This is a genomic window from Streptomyces sp. NPDC026515, from assembly GCF_055567595.1.
This window is the reverse complement of sequence record NZ_JBVHQD010000002.1, coordinates 521,026-541,248: the sequence shown is the minus strand read 5'-3', so window position 1 is coordinate 541,248 and position 20,223 is coordinate 521,026. Positions and strand designations below refer to the sequence as shown.

The following is a 20,223-nucleotide window of genomic DNA, read 5'->3' as shown; positions in this document are numbered from 1 at the left end:
GCCGGTACTCAGCCCAGGCCTGCGGTACGCCGCGCCGGATTGAAGTTCGGCGCCGGCGGCCGCTCACGCACGAAATCGTCCAACTTGCCCCTACGGTCCACCGAATGCATGGGGGCATCCTCACCTCTCCCCTCCCTCAGCAAACCCCCGCACACTCATTGACCTGACTAGACCACTCCACTTACCTTCACTCGGCAAGAGACGAACCCCCAGGCCACAGCGCAGTGGCCGCCAAGGAGGTCGTGCCCGTGCGCCCCACCGCCGTCAGCATCCTTGCCCTCTCCCTCGTCACCGCCGCCGCCTCACTCACCGCGTGCGGCAGCGGGTCCGGGAGCAGTCCCGACACCGTGAAGATCTCCTTCAAGCAGTCCACGGACAACTCCATCAAGGTGATGGACACCTATCTCGCGGACATCAAGAAGCAGTTCGAGAAGGAGTACCCGGGGAAGAAGGTCGAGCTCGTTCCGATCAAGGCTCCGGACTCCGAGTACTACACCAAGCTCCAGCAGATGCTCCGCTCTCCGCGGACCGCTCCCGACCTGGTCTACGAGGACACCTTCCTCATCAACTCGGACATCACCAGCGGGTACTTGAAGCCGCTCGACCCCTACCTCGCCAAGTGGAAGGACTGGGGGCAGTTCATCGACACAGCGAAGTCGGCCGCCCGGGGTGAGGACGGGAAGACGTACGGCGTGCCCGACGGGACCGACACCCGCGGCCTCTGGTTCGACAAGCGCGTCTTCAAGAAGGCCGGGCTGCCGCTGAACTGGCAGCCGACGAGCTGGGACGACGTGCTGGCCGCCGCCCGGACCATCAGGAAGAAGGTGCCCGGCGTCACCCCCCTCAACGTCTACACCGGCAAGCCCGCCGGCGAGGCCGCCACCATGCAGGGCCTGGAGATGCTGCTGTACGGGACCAACGACGGCACCAGCGACCCGCTGTACGACAGGGGAAGCAAGAAGTGGATCGCCGGGAGCCAGGGGTTCAAGGACGCGCTGTCGTTCGTCGAGACCGTGTACAAGGAGAAGCTCGGGCCGGACGTCTCCGACGCCCTCGACCCCAACTTCGGGACCGCCGTACGCGGTGAACTCCTCCCCCAGGGCAAGCTGGGCATCGACCTGGACGGCTCGTGGCTGCCACAGGACTGGAACAAGGGCAGCGGGCACGAGTGGGCCGACTGGTCCAAGGAGCTGGGGCTGGCGTACATGCCGACCCAGCACGGCCAGGCACCCGGCAAGGTGAGCATGTCCGGCGGCTGGACCTGGGCGGTCCCGGCCAAGGCCGGCAACCCCGACCTCGCCTTCGACTTCGTCAAGACCATGCAGACCAAGGCGAACGCCCAGAAGTGGTACATCGCCAACTCCGGGATCGCGGTGCGCAAGGACGTCGCGAGCGACCCGTCGTACACGGCCGCCCAGCCGGGCATCAAGTTCTTCACGGACCTCGTCGCCAGCACGCACTACCGGCCCGCCTACCCGGCCTACCCGAAGGTCTCCACCGCCATCCAGGAGGCGATGGAGAGCGTGACGACCGGTGACGCCTCCGTGGACAAGGCGGCGAGCCAGTACGACACGACCCTCAAGGACGTGACCGACAACCAAGTGGTCACCCAGTGAGTCACCCCGCGATCACCCGGCGGCTCTTCCGCGCCCTGCCCCTCACCCCCGCCCTGGCCCTGCTGCTGCTCTTCCTCGGCGGGCCGATCGTCTACTGCGCCTGGATCGCCTTCACCGACCTCCAGCTCACCGGTCAGGCGCACTCGTCCTTCGTCGGTCTCGCCAACTTCCGTACGGCGTTCCACGACGACGCGTTCCTGAACGCCGTCTGGCTGACCCTCGTCTTCACCGTGCTGTCCGCGCTCGTCGGGCAGAACACGCTGGGGCTGGCGCTCGCCGCGCTGATGCGGCGGGCGTCGAAGCCGGTACGGACGCTCACCGGCGGGATCGTGATCACCGCGTGGGTGCTGCCGGAGGTCGTCGCGGGGTTTCTGCTGTATGCCTTCTTCCGCCGGGAGGGCACCCTCAACGCCCTCCTGGACTTCCTCCATCTCCCGTCCCAGAACTGGCTGTACACCCTGCCCATCCTGGCCGTGTCGTTCGCCAACGTGTGGCGGGGCACCGCCTTCTCGATGCTCGTCTACTCCGCGGCCCTCGACGAGATACCGAACGAGATCGAGGAGTCGGCGGAGGTCGACGGCGCCAACGGATGGCGGCGGATGTGGCACATCACGCTGCCGATGATCCGCCGGTCCATCGGGACGAACCTGATGCTCAACACCCTCCAGACGCTCTCCGTCTTCGGGCTGATCTGGGTGATGACCCGGGGCGGCCCCGGCGACAGGAGCCAGACGCTTCCCCTGTTCATGTACGAACAGGCCTTCCAGAACAGCATGATCGGGTACGGGACGGCGGTCGCCCTGCTCCTCCTCCTGGTCGGTTCGCTCTTCTCCGTCGTCTACATGCGGCTGCTGCGTACAGAGGTGTGAACAAGACAGATGCCCCGCAACCGCCGGCGTTCGCGCCGCCTCGCCGCCGACCTGGGACTGCTCGTCGTGGCCGCCGCCTTCGTGCTGCCGCTCGCCTGGGTGCTGCTCTCCGCCGTCGACCCGCACGCCGGCCTGAGGGTGCGGATCCCGGACGGGTTCACCTTCGCCAACTTCGACGCGATCCTCACCCCCGACATCACCTACACTCCGCTCCTGAACAGCCTGATCCTGTGCGGCGGCGCCACCGCGCTCACCGTCGTCTGCGCCGCCCTCGCCGCCTACCCGCTCTCCCGCTACCGCTCCCGGCTCAACCGGCCGTTCCTGCTCTCCATCCTCTTCGCCACCAGTCTGCCGATCACCGCGATCATGGTGCCGGTGTACGCCCTGTTCGTACGGATCAACCTCATCGACACCATGCAGGGCACCATCCTGTTCTTCGCCGCCTCCCAACTCCCCTTCGCCATATGGCTGATGAAGAACTTCATGGACGGGGTGCCGAAGGAGCTGGAGGAGGCCGCCTGGACGGACGGCGCGGGCCCCGCCCAGTCGCTGGTGCGGATCGTGCTCCCGCTGATGGGGCCGGGGCTCGCCGTCGTCACCGTCTTCGCCTTCGTGATGATGTGGGGCAACTTCTTCGTCCCCTTCATGCTGCTGCTCTCACCGGACCAGATGCCCGCCTCGGTCAGCATCAACGACTTCTTCGGTAACCGTGGCATGGTCGCCTACGGCCAGCTCGCCGCGTTCTCCGTCATCTACTCGACGCCGGTGATCCTGCTGTACGTCCTGGTGGCGCGGCGGCTGGGTGGTGGGTTCGCCCTGGGCGGCGCTGTGAAGGGATGAACAGGTCGGCCGTACGTCCGCATCCGTACGTTCCCACAATCCGTGTTCCTGGCCGAACGGACCGTAGTCAGCGCCCCCGCGCGCCCCTAGCTTGTGCGCTGTGCGCCGACCCCCAGCTCTGCCGAACCAGCCAGGTCCCCCCTTCAACGCCCCCGCCGCCCGCAGACTCCGTGCCGCGCTCGGCATGGACCCCGAGCACGTGGCCCACCATCTGCGGGCCTCGTACGGGATGCCGTACGCCACCCCCGACCTCGTGCTCTCCTGGGAGCGCGGCGCGGCGCTCCCCAGCAGCCCCGAACTCACCGCGCTCTCGGGTGTGCTGTGGTGCTCCCCGGGCGAACTGATCGGCCGGCCGCGGACCTTGCGCGAGCACCGGATCGCGCGCGGGCTGGCACCGGAGGACGTGGCGCTGGCCGTGGGCTTCGAACTCCTCGCCTACCTCGCCATGGAGGAGGACGGGCAGTGGCAGGGCACCGAACGGCAGTCCGCCGTCCTGGCCGGCACCCTCCGGCTGTCCCTGCCGGACTTCGTCACCGTCACCGGCAAGGAGGAGAAACTGGCCGATCTGCTGCGCAGTGCGGTCACCACCCGCTGGCAGGCCTATGTCCGCCCGGTGGGCAAACTGGTCCCGCTGGACCGCCGGGTGCTGGAGAACGTGCTGCGACCCCTCTACGAGGACTACCAGGGCCGGATGACGGCGACCCTGACCTGGGGCGACATCCCGGCAGGCGGATCAGCCGACGACAGGGGGAGGGACTTCCTGGCGGGCATCGTCGGCCACTTCTGGGACACGGTGGCGGGCGGGCGCCCCTGACAGGGGGCGGGGCTGTGTCGAATACGGCTCCGCCGCGGGGCGCGAACGGCCCCCGCGCACCCGCGGCCGGAATCGAGACCCCAGACCTAGAAGACCGACTCCGCCTCGTCCATCCGGTCCTTCGGCACCCGCTTCAGCTCGGTGACCGCCTCCGCCAGCGGCACCATCACGATCTCCGTCCCGCGCAGCGCCGTCATCTTCCCGAACTCGCCCTGGTGCGCCGCCTCCACGGCGTGCCAGCCGAACCGCGTCGCGAGGACCCGGTCGTAGGCGGTCGGCGTACCACCGCGCTGGACGTGCCCGAGGATGACCGGCTTGGCCTCCTTGCCGAGCCGCCGCTCCAGCTCGTACGCCAGCGCCGTACCGATGCCCTGGAAGCGCTCGTGGCCGTACAGGTCGATCTCGCCCTTGCCGTAGTCCATCGTGCCCTCGGCGGGATGCGCGCCCTCGGCCACGCAGACCACCGCGAACTTCTTGCCGCGGGCGAACCGCTCCTCGACCATCTTGGCCAGGTCGGCGGGGTCGAAGGGCCGCTCGGGAAGGCAGATGCCGTGGGCGCCGGCGGCCATGCCGGACTCCAGGGCGATCCAGCCGGCGTGCCGGCCCATGACCTCGACGACCATCACCCGCTGGTGGGACTCGGCGGTGGTCTTCAGCCGGTCCATCGCCTCCGTGGCGACACCCACCGCCGTGTCGAAGCCGAACGTGCGGTCGGTCGAGGAGATGTCGTTGTCGATGGTCTTCGGGACGCCCACGACCGGCAGGCCGGCGTCGGACAGCATGCGTGCCGCCGTCAGCGTGCCCTCGCCGCCGATCGGGATCAGCGCGTCGATGCCGAACTCCTCGACCATGTCGGTGGCCCGGTCGCACGCCTCGCGCAGCCGGTCCCGCTCCAGCCGCGACGAGCCCAGGATCGTGCCGCCGAGGGACAGGATGCCGCCGACCGCGTCCAGGTCGAGGGTGCGGTAGTGGCCGTCGAGCAGACCGCGGAAGCCGTCCTCGAAACCGATGACCTCGTCGTCGTACTGTGCGACCGCACGGTGTACCACCGATCGGATGACGGCGTTCAGGCCGGGGCAGTCGCCGCCTGCGGTGAGAACTCCGATGCGCATGGTGGTGTGTCTCCTGCTCGCTGTCGTTGCCGGTGAGCCGATCCGATTGTTTCATGCCCCACGAGGCGGTGGGATCCTGGCGGGCGCCATATCCGGCGCCAGGGGTATTGTCAAGAGGGTTCCGCTCACCCCGGTGGGCGATTTTTATGTTGCCGCACAGGAACTACACAGAGACGGAGTGCACACGTGACGCGCAGCGTGTACGTGACCGGGATCGACCGCGGCGACGGCCGCCAGGTCGTGGAGCTGGGCATGCTGGAGCTCCTGACCCGGCAGGTCGACCGGGTGGGCGTCTTCCGCCCGCTGGTCCACGACGGCCCCGACCGACTGTTCGAGCTGCTGCGTGCGCGGTACCGTCTCGCCCAGGATCCGGCGACCGTCTACGGCATGGACTACCACGAGGCCTCCGCCCTCCAGGCCGAGCGCGGCGCCGACGAACTGGTCTCCACCCTCGTCGACCGCTTCCACCTGGTCGCCCGCGACTACGACGTCGTCCTCGTCCTCGGCACCGACTTCGCCGACACCCAGTTCCCGGACGAGCTGTCCCTCAACGCCCGGCTCGCCAACGAGTTCGGCGCCTCGGTGATCCCGGTGGTCGGCGGCCGCGACCAGAACGCCGAGTCGGTGCTCGCGGAGACCCGGAACGCCTTCCGCGCGTACGACGGTCTCGGCTGCGACGTGCTGGCCATGGTCGCCAACCGGGTCGCCCGCGAGGACCGGGACGAGATCGCCCGGCGGATCGAGGGGCGGCTGCCGGTCCCGGTGTACGTGCTGCCGGACGAGCCCGCGCTGTCCGCGCCCACGGTCGCCCAGATCGCCCACGCGCTCGGTGCGAAGGTGCTGCTCGGCGACGACTCGGGGCTGGCCAGGGACACGCTGGACTTCGTCTTCGGCGGCGCGATGCTGCCGAACTTCCTGCCCGCGCTGACCCCGGGCTGCCTGGTGGTGACTCCCGGCGACCGCGCCGACCTGGTCGTCGGCGCGCTCGCCGCGCACAGCGCCGGCACCCCGCCGATAGCCGGCGTGCTGCTCACCCTGAACGAGCGGCCCAGTGACGAGATCCTCACCCTGGCCGCCCGGCTCGCCCCGGGCACCCCGGTCCTCTCGGTGCCCGGCAACAGCTTCCCGACCGCCGCCCGGCTGTTCTCCCTGGAGGGCAAGCTGAACGCGGCCACCCCGCGCAAGGCGGAGACCGCGCTCGGCCTGTTCGAGCGGTACGTCGACACCGCCGGTCTCAACAAGCGGGTCTCCGCGCCCAGCAGCGGCCGCGTCACCCCCATGATGTTCGAGCACAAACTGCTCGAACAGGCCCGCTCCGACAAGCGGCGGGTCGTCCTGCCGGAGGGCACCGAGACGCGCGTCCTGCACGCGGCGGAGGTGCTGCTGCGCCGGGGAGTCTGCGACCTGACCCTGCTCGGGCCCGTCGACCAGATCCGCAAGAAGGCCGCCGACCTCGGTATCGACCTCGCGGACGCGCAGCTGATCGACCCCGCCACCTCCGAACTGCGGGACGCCTTCGCCGAGCGGTACGCCCTGCTGCGGGCCCACCGCGGGGTGACGGTGGAGCTGGCGTACGACGTGGTCACCGACGTCAACTACTTCGGCACGCTGATGGTCCAGGAGGGGCTGGCGGACGGCATGGTCTCCGGGACCGTGCACTCCACGGCGGCGACCATCCGGCCCGCGTTCGAGATCATCAAGACGCAGCCGGGCTCGTCGATCGTCTCGTCCGTGTTCTTCATGTGCCTCGCGGACAAGGTGCTCTGCTACGGCGACTGCGCGGTCAACCCGGACCCGAACGCCGAGCAGCTCGCCGACATCGCCATCCAGTCGGCCGCCACCGCCGCCCAGTTCGGGGTGGAGCCACGGATCGCGATGCTGTCGTACTCCACGGGCACGTCGGGTTCGGGGGCGGACGTGGACAAGGTGCGGGAGGCGACCGAGCTGGCGCGCTCACGCCGGCCCGACCTGAAGATCGAGGGGCCGATCCAGTACGACGCGGCCGTGGAGCCGAGCGTCGCGGCCACCAAGCTGCCGGACTCCGAGGTCGCCGGGCAGGCCAGCGTGCTGATCTTCCCGGACCTCAACACCGGCAACAACACCTACAAGGCCGTGCAGCGGTCGGCCGGCGCGATCGCCGTCGGACCGGTGCTGCAGGGGCTGCGCAAGCCCGTCAACGACCTGTCCAGGGGCGCCCTCGTCCAGGACATCGTGACGACCGTCGCCATCACGGCGATCCAGGCCCAGAACCTCGATTCCTCCGGCACCGCCGACTCCTCCACCACCTCCAGCTCCTCCAGCCCCTCCAACGCGAAGGCGTCCGCCCAGTGAGCCCCACCCGTGTCCTCGTCCTCAACTCCGGCTCCTCGTCCCTGAAGTACCAGCTGCTGGACATGCGGGACGGTGGCCGGCTGGCGGTCGGCCTGGTCGAGCGCATCGGCGAGCAGACCTCATGGCTCAAGCACACCTGCCTCACCAGTGGCGACACCCGTGAGCTCAGCGGACCGATCGCCGACCACGACGCCGCGCTGAAGGCCGTGTCGGAGGAACTGTCCAGGGACGGGCTCGGGCTCGATTCGCCGGAGCTGGCCGCGATCGGACACCGGGTGGTGCACGGCGGGATGTTCTTCACCGAGCCGACCGTCGTCAGCGACGAGGTGCTCACCGAGATCGAGCGGCTGATCCCGGTCGCCCCGCTGCACAACCCGGCCAACCTGACCGGTATCCGTACCGCACGGGCGCTGCGCCCCGATCTGCCGCAGGTCGCCGTCTTCGACACGGCGTTCCACACGACCGTGCCGGAGTCGGCGGCCCGCTACGCGATCGACCCGAAGGTCGCCGACCGGTACCGCATCCGCCGCTACGGCTTCCACGGCACCTCGCACGCCTATGTCTCCCGGGAGACCGCGCGGCTGCTGGGAAAGACACCTGAGGAGGTGAACGTCATCGTGCTGCATCTCGGCAACGGGGCGTCGGCCTCGGCGGTCCGGAGCGGCCGGTGCGTGGAGACCTCCATGGGGCTGACGCCTTTGGAGGGGCTGGTGATGGGTACGCGTTCCGGTGATCTGGATCCCGCCGTCATTTTCCATTTGGCGCGTGTTGGCGGAATGTCCATGGATGAGATCGACACTCTTCTCAACAAGGGGAGCGGTCTGTTCGGACTGTGCGGTGACAACGACATGCGGGAGATCCTGCGCCGGATCGACGCGGGCGACGAACAGGCCGAACTCGCCTTCGACATCTACATTCACCGCCTGAAGAAGTACATCGGCGCCTACTACGCCGTGCTCGGCCGGGTGGACGCCGTGGCGTTCACGGCGGGGGTCGGCGAGAACGCGGCGCCCGTGCGGGAGGCTGCCGTGGCCGGGCTGGAGGGGCTGGGACTGGCCGTGGACCCGGGGCTCAACGCCGTACGGGCGGACGGGCCGCGGCTGATATCGCCGGCGGACGCGCGCGTCGCCGTCGCCGTGGTGCCGACGGACGAGGAACTGGAGATCGCCACCCAGACCTACGCACTGGTCGGCGGCGGCAGAAATAACAGCTGAGCATATCGGCGCCCATTTGTATCTTCCGCCAGACGGAATATTCCGCAGCGAAACAAACCGATAGGATCGCCCCATGCGCCGTTCGAAAATCGTCTGTACTCTCGGCCCCGCGGTCGACACCCACGAGATGCTCGTGGCCATGATCGAGGCCGGCATGAACGTGGCCCGCTTCAACTTCAGCCACGGCTCGCACGCCGAGCACCAGGGCCGCTACGACCGGGTCCGGGCCGCCTCCAAGGAGACCGGCCGGGCCATCGGTGTCCTCGCCGACCTGCAGGGCCCGAAGATCCGTCTGGAGACCTTCGCCGAGGGGCCGGTCGAGCTGGAGCGCGGTGACGAGTTCGTCATCACGACCGAGGACGTCCCGGGTGACAGGACCATCTGCGGTACGACCTACAAGGGCCTGCCGGGCGACGTCTCGCGCGGCGACCAGATCCTCATCAACGACGGCAACGTCGAGCTGAAGGTCCTGGGGGTCGAGGGCGCCCGGGTGAAGACGATCGTCATCGAGGGCGGTGTCGTCTCCGACCACAAGGGCATCAACCTGCCCGGCGCGGCCGTCAACGTGCCCGCGCTGTCCGAGAAGGACGTCGAGGACCTCCGGTTCGCGCTGCGCATGGGCTGCGACATGGTCGCGCTCTCCTTCGTGCGGGACGCCAAGGACGTCGACGACGTCCACAAGGTGATGGACGAGGAGGGCCGCCGGGTCCCCGTCATCGCCAAGGTGGAGAAGCCGCAGGCGGTGGAGAACATGGAGGGCGTCGTGATGGCGTTCGACGCCGTCATGGTGGCCCGTGGCGACCTGGCCGTCGAGTACCCGCTCGAGAAGGTCCCCATGGTGCAGAAGCGCCTGATCGAGCTGTGCCGGCGCAACGCCAAGCCGGTGATCGTGGCGACCCAGATGATGGAGTCGATGATCACCAACTCCCGGCCGACCCGCGCCGAGGCCTCCGACGTGGCCAACGCGATCCTGGACGGCGCGGACGCGGTCATGCTCTCGGCGGAGTCCTCCGTCGGCGCCTACCCGGTCGAGACCGTCAGGACGATGTCGAAGATCGTCGTCGCGGCGGAGCAGGAACTGCTGAGCAAGGGTCTGCAGCCGCTCGTCCCCGGCAAGAAGCCGCGTACGCAGGGTGGTTCGGTGGCCCGTGCGGCCTGCGAGATCGCCGACTTCCTCGGCGGCCGCGGCCTGGTCGCCTTCACCCAGTCCGGCGACACGGCGCGCCGTCTCTCCCGCTACCGCGCCCAGCAGCCGATCATCGCCTTCACCACCGACGAGAACACCCGCAACCAGCTCACGCTGAGCTGGGGCGTGGAGTCGCACGTGGTGCCGTTCGTGAACACCACGGACGAGATGGTCGACATGGTCGACCAGGAGCTCGCCAAGATCAACCGCTTCGACCAGGGCGACACCGTCATCATCACGGCCGGCTCGCCCCCCGGTGTCCCCGGCACCACGAACATGCTCCGCGTCCACCACGTCGGCGGCTCCGCCGCCAACTGAGGTACCCGTAGCAGGTCCTGTACGACACTGAGGGCGCCCCCTGCGACAGGGGGCGCCCTCAGTCCCTGCCGTCGGATCACCTGCCCGGCGGTGCTCCGACCGTCTCCCGCAACCACGCGTTGCCGCGCAGCTCCGGATGGGCGGCGGTGATCAGCCGGAACGCCTCGGCCTTCGCCCGGCCGGCGAGCTGCCCCAACTCGTCCCAGGCCAACTCCACCACGCGCGGCGCGTAGTTCGTCGTGAGGGTGACGGCCTCCGGTCCGCGGCTGAAGGAGAACACGTGCCCGGTCACGCTCGTCTCCACCGCGATGTCGCTCCGGGTCTCCAGCTCTCCTCGCGCGTACTCCAGCATGAGGGCGAAGTCGACCACGGGCAGCCCCGGCGTACGAAGGCTGAGATCCACGCCGTGGACGACGAGCCGTACATCTGCCCGGAAACAGCTCACGGAGAAGTCCGCGCCGGTCAGCTCAGGGTGCTCCGGCCGGTCCGTGTTCTCCGGTCGCTGCGCCGAGGACCAGAAGGGGTCCTCGGCGCGGGGCGCGAAGAAGAAAGTGATCATCTCGTCCTTCCACTCCTGCCCGAGGGACGGAGCCCGAGCTCGGTGCGGCGCCGCGCAGAACTGTGCCCCGCCGAATCGGTACTCGGCGGGGCACAGTCTCCTTGCGGCTCCCGAACGGGTTGGTGGGTGGCGCTCAGCCGGTGCCGTCGGTGGTGTAGACGTGCATACCGGGGACGTGCAGGGTGCCGCCGAACTGGGCCGCCTGGACGACCTTCACGTTGGTGAAGTAGATCAGCGGGATGTTCAGCGGCGGCGGGTTGTCCGGGTCGAACGTGATCGGGATCAGACCGAACAGGTTGCCCGAGATCGACTCCGTGTACATCGTGGTGTCGCCGCCGGTGATGGTGGACTTCGAACCGGCCGCGGCCTGCACGTGGTAGGTCTTGCCGATGTTCGCGTCCTTGACCGTCTGGTGCAGGTCGCCGATGTCGGTGCCGCCGGAGATGACGTACTTCAGCACCTTCTTCGTCTTGCCGCCGGCCGTCTTCACCTCCACGACACCCTGGTAGTCGGCGCTCTTCAGCAGCAGCGAGCTGGCACTGAGGTACCAGGGGTCGTCCGCCACCGCGACCTTGTTGTCGACACCGCCCACGTCGTCGGTGGCGACGTCGCAGTCGTCGGCCGACGTGCCGGCGCTCGCGGACGGGCTCGGCGTGGCGGTGGCGTCGCCGGCCGCCTTGGTGACGTCGCCGGTGACCTCGCCCGCCTCCTTGGTCACCGTGTCCGTGGTGTCCTTCACGGTGTCCGTGACCGTCTTGGCGGCCTTGGTGACCGTGTCCTTGACGGTGCCGGAGGCGCTGTCGCCCTTGTCCGTGCCCGACGACTTGTCCGAGGAGGACGAGGTCGACGCGGAGGCGGACGGCGTCGGGCTCGCGGTGGAGTCCGACGCGGACGAACCCGTCGAGGTACCGCCGAGGATGCCGGTGATGGCACCCCCGATGGAGTCCAGCAGGCCGCCGCCGTTGCCGCTGCTCGCGGAGGCGGACGGCGAAGGCGTGGCCGTGCCGTCGGAGCCGGACGAACCCGAGCCGTCCGAGGACGAGGACGACTTGGTCGGGGTCGGGGTCGGGGTCTTCGCGTCGTCGGAACCTGAATCCGACGCCGCGTCCTTGCCCGAGTCCTTGCCCGTGCCCGAGGACGCCGGGTCCTTGGCGCCGGAGGACGCCGAGGGGGACGGCGTGGCCGAGTCCTTGTCTTTGGAGTCGTCGCTCGCGCTCGCGGAGGGCGAGGCCGAGTCCAGGGCGGAGACGCAGTCCTTGTACTCGTCGGCCTTCTGGCTGTTCGACGCGGAGGCCGTGTTGTTCGTGTCGGCGATCGCGAGCGTGGACGTGAACCCCATGCCCATGATCACGGCCGTCGGCATCGCCACGGAGGCTATCGCCTTGCCGGCCGGCATGTGGAACCTGGTGAACAGCGGCTTCTTGGGTGCCGCGTGGCGCGGCCCGGTTCTCACACGGGACGCGTCCACATCAGTCCCGTGGATCACCTCGTCAGCCGGCACTGTGCCTCCCGTTCGCCCCGTCCAGCGGGCTCGTTCCTGACAGGTCATTCGCCTTGCCCACGGCGTCCTGGCCCGTGAAGCGGGTGTCCGCGCCGGGGGTGTGGTCCCCGGCCGGCGGAACATCGCCCTCCGGCTGCGGCGTGCCCGGTGCCCAGGCGACCTCCGGCTGCGGCGGGGCACCCGGTGCCCAGGCCACGGCCATCGCTCCACCGATCAGGGCGAACAGGAAGCCCATGATGAAGCCGCCGAAGTTGGACACGGGGAGGGACACCAGCGCCAGCAGGATCGCGGCGACACCCGCGAACGTGCGGATGTGCTTCTGGAACCAGACGCTGATGCCGAGGACGACGAGCAGCACGCCGATGATCAGGGACCCGGCACCCGCTGTGGTGGCCATCGCGACCGTGAGGTTGCCGATCTGGAGATGCGCGTACGGGAAGTACATGATCGGGAAACCGGCGAGCAGGATGTACAGACCGGCCCAGAACGGCCGCGTGCCCCGCCAGGAGCGGAACTGCAGCCTCCGGCGGTCGAACTGGCCGGGTGCGGCAGGAGTCTCGGCGCTCATGGAAAACAGCTCCCTGGTGCGGCGTTGCTGTGGTGTAGATGCTGTGGTTGGGCGGTGCCGTGATGTGCACCGCGCGTGAAGACCGCGGGAAGAAGGTGGAGGGCGGGGGTGCCGTCGGCGCCCCCGCCCGTCACGGAGTGCTTAGTAGCACTCCGCACCCTTCGTCGAGATCGACATGTGCAGACCGCTCAGCTTGAAGGTTCCGGCGGTGGTGGCCCACGCCGTCTGCTTCACGCCGGACAGGGAGGCGTGGTCGGCCTCCTGCGCGAACCCGTTCGGGTTCGTCTGCTTGTTGGCGACCTCGTCCGACTTGATGCCGGGACCCTTGGTCGAGCTGCCGGCCGCGACACCGATGTTGATGTTGGTGAACGTCGCGTCGGCGCTCAGGTCGTCGAGGTCGATGTAGAGCTTGCTGGCCTCGACCGGCTTCTTCGCGTCGGTGCCCGCGTGCAGGATCAGGCTGACGTTCCCGAAGATCGGGACGTTCGGCGTGACCACGGACTGGCACAGGTTGGTGATCTCCGCGCTCTTGAACGCCGAGACCGCCACCGGGTGGATCGTCTTGTCACCGGCGAGGGTGACACCCGAGTCGACGGCGCCGTACTGGACGAACCCGTCACCTTCGAGCTGGTCGGCCGTGACCTTGAACTGCTGGCCCGACACGCTGAACGACGCGGCGAGAGCACCCTGCGCGAGGGCGACACCTATACACGCCGTGGCGGCGACGCTGGGCACCATGACCACAGCGAACCGCTTCCATCTGGTCCCGCCACGCACCTGGGACTCCATATTTCCTCCTTCTCGGACGTACATCTCCTGGCCCGGAATCGCCCCCAACGGCGGCTCGGCCGGGCAGGGATGGGAGAAGTGCTACGTCCTCGGAAGGGGAGCGCCCGCGTTCACAGGCGCGAACCGCACCTCGATCACCGGCGATCACCCCCGAGCGACAACCACTGGTCGCGCCTGACACGCATCACGCACAACCTTGCTGGACAGGCTCCACCTCGCGGCGAAGACCCCCCTGCCCAAGAGCCGGCGTCACTGCCGCCGACTCTGCTCGGTGGGGACCCAGATGAGCCCGCGGGCCCGACTGGTTGTCGGGGTACGGCAATGGACCGAGCGTCGCCGATCGTGGTGCATTCTCGCCGCCCGCACAAGGGGCTTCGTTACTGGGTAGTAACGGCCGGATAACCGATGAACGGCCCACCGGTCTCGGAGTGCGACGCTGGGTGGCATTCGAGGGCAGAACAAAGCAGTTGACCTCTGGACGAAACCAGACAGATCAAGGCCCCTGATTTACTGCGAGTAACAGCGGCCACTATTACCAAGATTTGGTAAAGAGCGGCCGCTGTGACCTCGCGTCGGCGAATCTTTCACTTCGGCATCACAGGACGTGACGTTTAGCGACTGGTCAGAACCGTGTTCAGACCGTGCTTCAGAACAGCGCCCGTGCCAGTGCCCGGCGTGCGTCCACCACCCGGGGGTCATCGGTGCCGACGACCTCGAAGAGTTCGAGGAGCCGCCGCCGTACGGCGTCCCGGTCGTCTCCGGCCGTCCGCCGTACCGTCTCGATCAATCGCCCGAAGGCGTCCTCGACGTGGCCGCCCGCCAGGTCCAGGTCGGCGCCCGCGATCTGCGCCTCGGCGTCGGCCGGCTTCTCGGCCGCGTTCCTGCGCACCTGCTGCGGGTCCATCCCCTGCACGCGCTGGAGCAGCTCGGCCTGCGCAAGCCCCAGTTTGGCCTCGCTGTTGGCGGGGTCGTCGCTCAGTACGTTCCGGTACGCCTGGATCGCACCGCCGAGGTCACCCGCGTCCAGCGCCTGTACGGCGGCTTCGAGAAGCGCGTCGTACGGACCGGCGGACGTCGCGGGCCCGGCCGCCGGGGCGGCGCCCGGCTGCGCGTCGGGGTCGACGGTCAGGCCGGTCAGCCCGAACCGCTCCTCGGCGACCTGGATCAGCTGGTCGAGGGTGCCGCGGACCTGGTCCTCACCGGCGGCGCCCTGGAAGAGCGGCAGCGCCTGCCCGGCGACCACCGCGAACACCGCCGGGATCCCCTGGACCCCGAACTGCTGCATCAGCATCTGGTTGGCGTCGACGTCGATCTTGGCCAGCAGGATGCGGCCGTTGTACTCGACGGCGAGCCGCTCCAGGACCGGGCTCAGCTGCTTGCAGGGCTGACACCACTCGGCCCAGAAGTCGATGACGACGGGGACTTCGGCGGACCGCTGCAGGACATCGCGCTCGAAGCCGGCTTCGTCGACGTCGATGACCAGGTCGGCCGGGGCGACGGCGCCGGCTCCACCCTGCCGGGCCGCTTCGGCGCGCGTCTGCTCGGCCTTGGCCTTGGCCTCCTGGGCCGCCTTCACCGCGGCGAGGTCGACGACGCCGCTCATGGACATGTTCCGTGGCTGCATGCGCCTATCCTCCCCCGTTCCCGCGCGTGTGTGAAAAACGTTGTGAAAGCCAGGCCGAACAAACGTCTGAAGCGGGCGCCGGGTCCCCACCCGGCGCCGTGGTCGTCGCCCGTGCGGTCACCCACGAGCTTTCGCTACGAGTCGTAGCGTAATGCCATGCCGACCCCGCGCGACACCCCTTCCCGGTGATCTCCCTCACGACGTCACATGAACCGCCGGTTATGGTCGTGGGATGCAGAGCCGCACCCCAGCCGCCCGTACCGGCCGCCCCCGCAGCGCCGAGGCGGACGCCGCGATCCTGGCGGCGACCCGGCAGGCGCTGGTGGAACTGGGCTGGTCCAAGCTCACCCTGGGAGACGTGGCGACGCGGGCCGGGGTTGCGAAAACCACCCTCTACCGCCGCTGGGCCGGCAAGAACGAACTCGTCGTCGACGCGGTCGCGGAGCTGTTCGACGAACTCGAACTCCCCGACCGGGGCAGCCTCGCCGACGACATCGAGGGCGTGGTGCTGCAGTTCGCCGCGATCCTGGACCGCCCGGAGGCGAAGAGCGGGCTGATGGCGGCGGTGGCCGAGTCGACCCGGGACGACGCGCTGCGGGAACGTATCCGCGCCTCCATCGTGGACCGCCAGAAGCGGCTGGTCCTGGAGGGCCGGGAGCGCGCCCAGCGGCGCGGCGAACTCCCCGCGCAGCCCGACCCGTGCGAGGCGGACCGCACGGCGGACCTCATCTTCGACCTGGTGGCCGGCTCGGTGGTGCACCGCGCCCTGGTGAGCGGCAAACCGGCGGACGAGGAATGGGTGCGCGGCCTCACGAGGATCCTGCTGCTGGGCCTGGCGGGCGCGGCGGACGACGCCAGGACCTGACCGCGGGCCCCACCGCGACGTCGGCACCGGGCACTTTCAGCGGACGGCGGCGGTGCCGTCACCCATCTCCGCGACATGCCCTCGCGGGCCGCGTTCCTCGTCGCGGGCCCAGTCCGGCCAGGCGCGTTCCGTCGGCGTGTTCGCGGTGACGGGGGCGCTGTCGGCCGGCACGACCATCACGGGCGGCGGGCCGTCCATCATTTTGATCACCTTCTGGTGCCCGGCCGCCGCAGACGTCGTGGGGGTCCACTGGGCCCTGCGAGGATCCGCGAACCGGGCGCGTCGACGCCGCCCGTGAAGAGCCGGCCGGCGGACGGGCGCGGGTTCCCGGACCTCCTCGTCGGTCGCGGTGACCGTGAGGACGCAGCTCATCACGGTCACCGTCAGCGGGTGTCGAGGGCCGCCTCGGGCCCTCCCCCGTCCCCGGCCGGTCAGAACCCCGCCGGCTCCGTGTACACCCCCCACTCGTCCCGCAGCACCCCGCAGATCTCGCCCAGGGTCGCCTCGGCGCGTACCGCGTCGAGCATCGGCTCGATCATGTTGGTCCCGGCGCGGGCGGCGCCGAGCATCGCGTCGAGCGCGGCACGCACCGCGCCCTCGTCGCGGGCGGTCCTGCGCTCGCCCAGGACTCGTACCTGCTCCCGCTCCACCTCGTGCGAGACCCGCAGGATCTCCAGGTCGCCGGTGACGGACCCGGTGTGCACGTTGACGCCGACGACCCGCTTGTCGCCCTTCTCCAGCGACCGCTGGTACTGGAAGGCGGACTCGGCGATCTCCCCGGTGAACCAGCCGTCCTCGATGCCCCGCAGGATCCCGGAGGTGACCGGGCCGATCGGGTGCCGCCCGTCCGGACGGGCGCGCAGCCCGCGCTCCTTGATCTGGTCGAAGATCTTCTCGGCGTCGGCCTCGATCCGGTCGGTCAGCTGCTCGACGTACCAGGAACCGCCCAGCGGGTCCGCCACGTTGGCGACCCCGGTCTCCTCCATGAGCACCTGCTGGGTGCGCAGCGCGATCTCGGCGGCCTGCTCGCTCGGCAGCGCGAGGGTCTCGTCGAGCGCGTTGGTGTGCAGCGAGTTGGTCCCGCCGAGCACCGCCGCGAGCGCCTCCACAGCCGTGCGCACGACGTTGTTGTACGGCTGCTGGGCGGTCAGCGAGACGCCCGCGGTCTGGGTGTGGAAGCGCAGCCACTGCGACTTCTCCGACCGGGACCCGTACACCTCCCGCATCCAGCGGGCCCAGATCCGGCGGGCCGCGCGGAACTTGGCGATCTCCTCGAAGAAGTCGACGTGCGCGTCGAAGAAGAAGGAGAGTCCGGGCGCGAAGACGTCGACGTCCAGGCCGCGGCTGAGCCCCAGCTCCACGTAGCCGAAGCCGTCCGCGAGCGTGTACGCGAGTTCCTGCGCGGCCGTCGCGCCGGCCTCGCGGATGTGGTAGCCGGAGACGGACAGCGGCTTGTACGCGGGGATGCCGGCCGCGCAGTACTCCATCAGGTCGCCGATGAGGCGCAGATGGGGCTCGGGCTGGAACAGCCACTCCTTCTGGGCGATGTACTCCTTGAAGATGTCGGTCTGGAGCGTGCCGTTGAGGACCGCCGGGTCGACGCCCTGCCGTTCGGCGGCGACGAGGTACATGCAGAAGACCGGGACCGCCGGACCGCTGATCGTCATCGACGTCGTGACGTCGCCCAGCGGGATGCCCTTGAACAGGACCTCCATGTCGGCGGCGGAGTCGATGGCCACGCCGCAGTGCCCGACCTCGCCGAGCGAGCGCCGGTCGTCGGAGTCGCGGCCCATCAGGGTCGGCATGTCGAAGGCCACCGACAGACCCCCGCCGCCGTTGGCGAGGATCATCTTGTACCGCTCGTTGGTCTGCTCGGCGTTGCCGAACCCGGCGAACTGGCGGATGGTCCAGGTGCGCCCGCGGTAGCCGGTCGGGTACAGGCCGCGCGTGAAGGGGTACTCTCCGGGCCAGCCGATCCGCTCGAATCCCTCGTACGTGTCACCGGGTCGCGGCCCGTAGACCGGCTCCACCGGGTCCCCGGAGAGCGTCGTGAAGTCCGCGTCCCGCTTGCGGGCCGTGTCGTAACGGGCCTGCCAGCGCAGGCGGCCCTCCGTGATGGCGTCAGCGTCCATACCATCGAATTTACTAGGACGTCCTAGTAAATGTCGATGGCGAACCGCCGCACGGTGGTCCGTACGGCGGTGGGATCAGGCTTTGGCCACGACCGGGGTGCCCTCGGTGACCTTGGCGTCGAGCTCACGGGTGACCTTGCGCTCCACGAAGAACGCCGCGGTCGGAATGGTGCCCGCGAGCAGCACCCACAGCTGCTTGCCGACCGGCCACTTCGCCTTGGAGCCCAGGTCGAAGGCGAAGACCAGGTAGACGACGTAGAGCCAGCCGTGCGCGATGGCGACGACCCGCGTGACGTCGGCCGCACCGTCGATGTCCAGCCCGTACTTGGCGATCATGCTCAGGCACAGCAGCACCAGCAGCACACCGGTGACATAGGCCAGGACGCGGTAGCGGGTCAGCACGCTCTTTTTCATGGGGACGAGCGTAACCACCCGTTCCGGGAGATCTTGCCCCGGGTCGCTCCGCGCCGAAGGTCAGTCCTCGTCGAAGTCGTGCGCCGAGACCCGCAGCGGACGCAGCATCGCGAAGATCTCCGCGCACTCCTCGGAGTCGTACGCCCCGAGCCCGAAGTCCATCGCCATCAGGTCCCGGGTGGCCGCCTCGACCACCTCGCGGCCCTTCTCGGTGATCGTGGCGAGCGTGCCGCGCCCGTCGTTGGGGTTGGGCCGCTTGGCGACCAGACCGGACCGCACCAGCCGGTCCACCGTGTTCGTCACGGAGGTCGGGTGCACCATCAGACGCTCACCGATCTTCGACATCGGCAGTTCACCGGCCTTGGAGAAGGTGAGCAGCACCAGCGCCTCGTAGCGCGCGAACGTCAGCTCGTACGGCTTGACCACCGCGTCGACCTCGGCCAGCAGGATCTGCTGGGCCCGCATGATCGAGGTGATCGCGGCCATCGACGGGACGTTCCCCCAGCGCTGCTTCCAGAGGTCGTCGGCACGGGCGATGGGGTCGAAGGGAAGACTGAGAGGCTTCGGCACGCCACCGACCCTACCGGCCGGTCATATACCGGTCAGCCCTGTCTCGGCTTTCGGTCACCCGGCCCCCGCCGCCGCCGACACCTCGGGCCCGGCGCGCCTGGAACGGCAGCGTACGGCGGCCGCTACGGCACCGGCGGCGGCATCCGCCGGGCGGCCCCGCCGAGCGCTCAATCCGGCGGGAGAAGAAAACCCCGGCCCAGGGAAGGGCCGGGGTTCACCTGCTCGCCGCCGGCTACGGGGCGAGATACCGCTCGACCGTCTCGACCTTGCTGGTGAGGCCGTCGGTGACACCGGGACGGATGTCCGCCTTCAGGACCAGGGAGACGCGCGGGACACGCTCCTCGACGGCGGCGACGGCGCGCCTGACCACGTCCATCACCTGATCCCACTCGCCCTCGATCGAGGTGAACATGGCGTCGGTGCGATGGGGCAGCCCGGACTCGCGGACCACCCGGACGGCGTCGGCGACGTACTCCCCGACGTCCTCGCCGACGCCCAGCGGCGTCACGGAGAAGGCGACGATCATGCGTTCACGACCCCTTCCTTGCGGGCGCGGGCGGCGATGAGCTCGTCCTCGGCGGCGCGCTTGAGCTTGCGCTCGGCGAAGAAGCCACCGGTCGGCAGGACGGAGAGGACGAAGTAGAAGGCGGCGGTGCCCGGGGACCACTTGGTGCGGTTCCAGGCGTCGGCCCAGAAGATCACGTACAGGATGAACAGGACACCGTGGATCGCGCCCATCACGGGAACCGCGTTGAAGTCCGTGGTCCGCTTCAGCACCGAGCAGACGAGGAGGATCAGGAAGGAGACGGCCTCCGGGGCGGAGACCAGGCGCAGGCGGCGGAGGGCGGTGGCGGTCTTGATGTCCACGAGTCACCTTCGGTGGGAGAGACGTCCACTCTTT

20 protein-coding genes are annotated in these 20,223 nt (G+C 69.4%); 8 read left to right on the top strand and 12 right to left on the bottom strand.

Annotated features, from left to right (window positions below; genetic code table 11):
- Window positions 1–242 precede the first annotated feature (242 nt).
- The 4 genes from ACZ4O3_RS05930 (at window position 243) to ACZ4O3_RS05915 (ending at window position 4,139) form a co-directional block, all read left to right on the top strand.
- Entirely contained in the window at window positions 243–1,616 is a 1,374-nt protein-coding gene (locus ACZ4O3_RS05930; protein ID WP_467721296.1) for an extracellular solute-binding protein, read from the top strand.
- The gene (locus ACZ4O3_RS05925; protein ID WP_362713731.1) at window positions 1,613–2,485 is read left to right on the top strand and encodes a carbohydrate ABC transporter permease; all 873 of its coding nucleotides are present in this window, start codon (window positions 1,613–1,615) and stop codon (window positions 2,483–2,485) included. Before ACZ4O3_RS05930 ends, ACZ4O3_RS05925 begins: the two co-directional genes overlap by 4 nt.
- Window positions 2,486–2,494: 9 nt before the next feature.
- Window positions 2,495–3,325 carry a carbohydrate ABC transporter permease gene (locus ACZ4O3_RS05920; RefSeq protein ID WP_384999710.1) on the top strand — a complete coding sequence of 277 codons (831 nt, stop codon included), beginning with the start codon at window positions 2,495–2,497 and terminating at the stop codon, window positions 3,323–3,325.
- A 91-nt stretch (window positions 3,326–3,416) separates the two neighbouring features.
- Window positions 3,417–4,139 carry an XRE family transcriptional regulator gene (locus ACZ4O3_RS05915; RefSeq protein WP_467721295.1) on the top strand — a complete coding sequence of 241 codons (723 nt, stop codon included), beginning with the start codon at window positions 3,417–3,419 and terminating at the stop codon, window positions 4,137–4,139.
- Between the two features lie 86 nt (window positions 4,140–4,225).
- Here ACZ4O3_RS05915 and ACZ4O3_RS05910 read toward each other — a convergent pair whose 3' ends face one another.
- On the bottom strand, window positions 4,226–5,251 hold the full coding sequence (locus ACZ4O3_RS05910) for an ATP-dependent 6-phosphofructokinase (protein ID WP_362713737.1): 1,026 nt from the start codon (window positions 5,249–5,251) through the stop codon (window positions 4,226–4,228).
- A gap of 186 nt (window positions 5,252–5,437) precedes the next feature.
- Between ACZ4O3_RS05910 and pta the strand changes: the two genes are divergently transcribed.
- The 3 genes from pta (at window position 5,438) to pyk (ending at window position 10,300) form a co-directional block, all read left to right on the top strand.
- Complete coding sequence (gene pta / locus ACZ4O3_RS05905) at window positions 5,438–7,582, top strand: phosphate acetyltransferase (RefSeq protein WP_362713739.1); 2,145 nt, start codon at window positions 5,438–5,440, stop codon at window positions 7,580–7,582.
- Window positions 7,579–8,796, top strand: a complete 1,218-nt coding sequence (locus tag ACZ4O3_RS05900) for an acetate kinase (protein WP_362713741.1) — start codon at window positions 7,579–7,581, stop codon at window positions 8,794–8,796. Before pta ends, ACZ4O3_RS05900 begins: the two co-directional genes overlap by 4 nt.
- A 73-nt stretch (window positions 8,797–8,869) precedes the next feature.
- The gene (gene pyk / locus ACZ4O3_RS05895; RefSeq protein WP_362713743.1) at window positions 8,870–10,300 is read left to right on the top strand and encodes a pyruvate kinase; all 1,431 of its coding nucleotides are present in this window, start codon (window positions 8,870–8,872) and stop codon (window positions 10,298–10,300) included.
- A gap of 76 nt (window positions 10,301–10,376) precedes the next feature.
- Here pyk and ACZ4O3_RS05890 read toward each other — a convergent pair whose 3' ends face one another.
- The 5 genes from ACZ4O3_RS05890 to ACZ4O3_RS05870 all read right to left on the bottom strand — a co-directional run bounded on the left by ACZ4O3_RS05890 (window position 10,377) and on the right by ACZ4O3_RS05870 (window position 15,341).
- Window positions 10,377–10,859, bottom strand: a complete 483-nt coding sequence (locus ACZ4O3_RS05890; protein WP_467721293.1) for a hypothetical protein — start codon at window positions 10,857–10,859, stop codon at window positions 10,377–10,379.
- A 133-nt stretch (window positions 10,860–10,992) separates the two neighbouring features.
- Window positions 10,993–12,360, bottom strand: coding sequence for a hypothetical protein (locus tag ACZ4O3_RS05885; protein WP_467721292.1), 1,368 nt, complete (start codon window positions 12,358–12,360; stop codon window positions 10,993–10,995).
- The gene (locus ACZ4O3_RS05880; protein ID WP_467721290.1) at window positions 12,350–12,928 is read right to left on the bottom strand and encodes a DUF6114 domain-containing protein; all 579 of its coding nucleotides are present in this window, start codon (window positions 12,926–12,928) and stop codon (window positions 12,350–12,352) included. Before ACZ4O3_RS05880 ends, ACZ4O3_RS05885 begins: the two co-directional genes overlap by 11 nt.
- A 141-nt stretch (window positions 12,929–13,069) precedes the next feature.
- Window positions 13,070–13,717, bottom strand: coding sequence for a DUF6230 family protein (locus tag ACZ4O3_RS05875; RefSeq protein ID WP_362713751.1), 648 nt, complete (start codon window positions 13,715–13,717; stop codon window positions 13,070–13,072).
- 646 nt (window positions 13,718–14,363) lie between these two features.
- Window positions 14,364–15,341: a tetratricopeptide repeat protein gene (locus tag ACZ4O3_RS05870; protein WP_362713753.1), complete on the bottom strand. Its 978-nt coding sequence runs from the start codon at window positions 15,339–15,341 to the stop codon at window positions 14,364–14,366.
- A gap of 232 nt (window positions 15,342–15,573) precedes the next feature.
- On the opposite strand from ACZ4O3_RS05870, the gene ACZ4O3_RS05865 reads away from it, so the two are divergent.
- A complete protein-coding gene (locus ACZ4O3_RS05865) occupies window positions 15,574–16,206 on the top strand; it encodes a TetR/AcrR family transcriptional regulator (RefSeq protein WP_362713755.1) in 633 nt (210 codons plus the stop codon).
- A gap of 36 nt (window positions 16,207–16,242) precedes the next feature.
- Here ACZ4O3_RS05865 and ACZ4O3_RS05860 read toward each other — a convergent pair whose 3' ends face one another.
- The 6 genes from ACZ4O3_RS05860 to ACZ4O3_RS05835 form a co-directional block, all read right to left on the bottom strand.
- Window positions 16,243–16,578, bottom strand: coding sequence for a hypothetical protein (locus tag ACZ4O3_RS05860; protein WP_467721288.1), 336 nt, complete (start codon window positions 16,576–16,578; stop codon window positions 16,243–16,245).
- 59 nt (window positions 16,579–16,637) lie between these two features.
- Window positions 16,638–18,338 carry an acyl-CoA mutase large subunit family protein gene (locus ACZ4O3_RS05855; protein ID WP_467721287.1) on the bottom strand — a complete coding sequence of 567 codons (1,701 nt, stop codon included), beginning with the start codon at window positions 18,336–18,338 and terminating at the stop codon, window positions 16,638–16,640.
- A 75-nt stretch (window positions 18,339–18,413) separates the two neighbouring features.
- Window positions 18,414–18,752, bottom strand: coding sequence for a DUF3817 domain-containing protein (locus tag ACZ4O3_RS05850; protein ID WP_362713761.1), 339 nt, complete (start codon window positions 18,750–18,752; stop codon window positions 18,414–18,416).
- 60 nt (window positions 18,753–18,812) lie between these two features.
- Window positions 18,813–19,322, bottom strand: a complete 510-nt coding sequence (locus tag ACZ4O3_RS05845; RefSeq protein WP_362713763.1) for a MarR family winged helix-turn-helix transcriptional regulator — start codon at window positions 19,320–19,322, stop codon at window positions 18,813–18,815.
- A 232-nt stretch (window positions 19,323–19,554) separates the two neighbouring features.
- Window positions 19,555–19,848: an MTH1187 family thiamine-binding protein gene (locus tag ACZ4O3_RS05840; RefSeq protein WP_384999653.1), complete on the bottom strand. Its 294-nt coding sequence runs from the start codon at window positions 19,846–19,848 to the stop codon at window positions 19,555–19,557.
- Window positions 19,845–20,189, bottom strand: coding sequence for a DUF3817 domain-containing protein (locus ACZ4O3_RS05835; RefSeq protein ID WP_467721286.1), 345 nt, complete (start codon window positions 20,187–20,189; stop codon window positions 19,845–19,847). Before ACZ4O3_RS05835 ends, ACZ4O3_RS05840 begins: the two co-directional genes overlap by 4 nt.
- Window positions 20,190–20,223 lie beyond the last annotated feature (34 nt).

Bases quoted from the DNA above. Each gene is read 5' to 3' on its own strand.
- ACZ4O3_RS05920 (WP_384999710.1), top strand. From the start codon at position 2,495: ATGCCCCGCAACCGCCGGCGTTCGCGCCGCCTCGCCGCCGACCTGGGA.
- ACZ4O3_RS05910 (WP_362713737.1), bottom strand. From the start codon at position 5,251: ATGCGCATCGGAGTTCTCACCGCAGGCGGCGACTGCCCCGGCCTGAAC.
- pyk (WP_362713743.1), top strand. From the start codon at position 8,870: ATGCGCCGTTCGAAAATCGTCTGTACTCTCGGCCCCGCGGTCGACACC.
- ACZ4O3_RS05890 (WP_467721293.1), bottom strand. From the start codon at position 10,859: ATGATCACTTTCTTCTTCGCGCCCCGCGCCGAGGACCCCTTCTGGTCC.
- ACZ4O3_RS05880 (WP_467721290.1), bottom strand. From the start codon at position 12,928: ATGAGCGCCGAGACTCCTGCCGCACCCGGCCAGTTCGACCGCCGGAGG.
- ACZ4O3_RS05875 (WP_362713751.1), bottom strand. From the start codon at position 13,717: ATGGAGTCCCAGGTGCGTGGCGGGACCAGATGGAAGCGGTTCGCTGTG.
- ACZ4O3_RS05870 (WP_362713753.1), bottom strand. From the start codon at position 15,341: ATGCAGCCACGGAACATGTCCATGAGCGGCGTCGTCGACCTCGCCGCG.
- ACZ4O3_RS05865 (WP_362713755.1), top strand. From the start codon at position 15,574: ATGCAGAGCCGCACCCCAGCCGCCCGTACCGGCCGCCCCCGCAGCGCC.
- ACZ4O3_RS05860 (WP_467721288.1), bottom strand. From the start codon at position 16,578: ATGAGCTGCGTCCTCACGGTCACCGCGACCGACGAGGAGGTCCGGGAA.
- ACZ4O3_RS05855 (WP_467721287.1), bottom strand. From the start codon at position 18,338: ATGGACGCTGACGCCATCACGGAGGGCCGCCTGCGCTGGCAGGCCCGT.
- ACZ4O3_RS05850 (WP_362713761.1), bottom strand. From the start codon at position 18,752: ATGAAAAAGAGCGTGCTGACCCGCTACCGCGTCCTGGCCTATGTCACC.
- ACZ4O3_RS05840 (WP_384999653.1), bottom strand. From the start codon at position 19,848: ATGATCGTCGCCTTCTCCGTGACGCCGCTGGGCGTCGGCGAGGACGTC.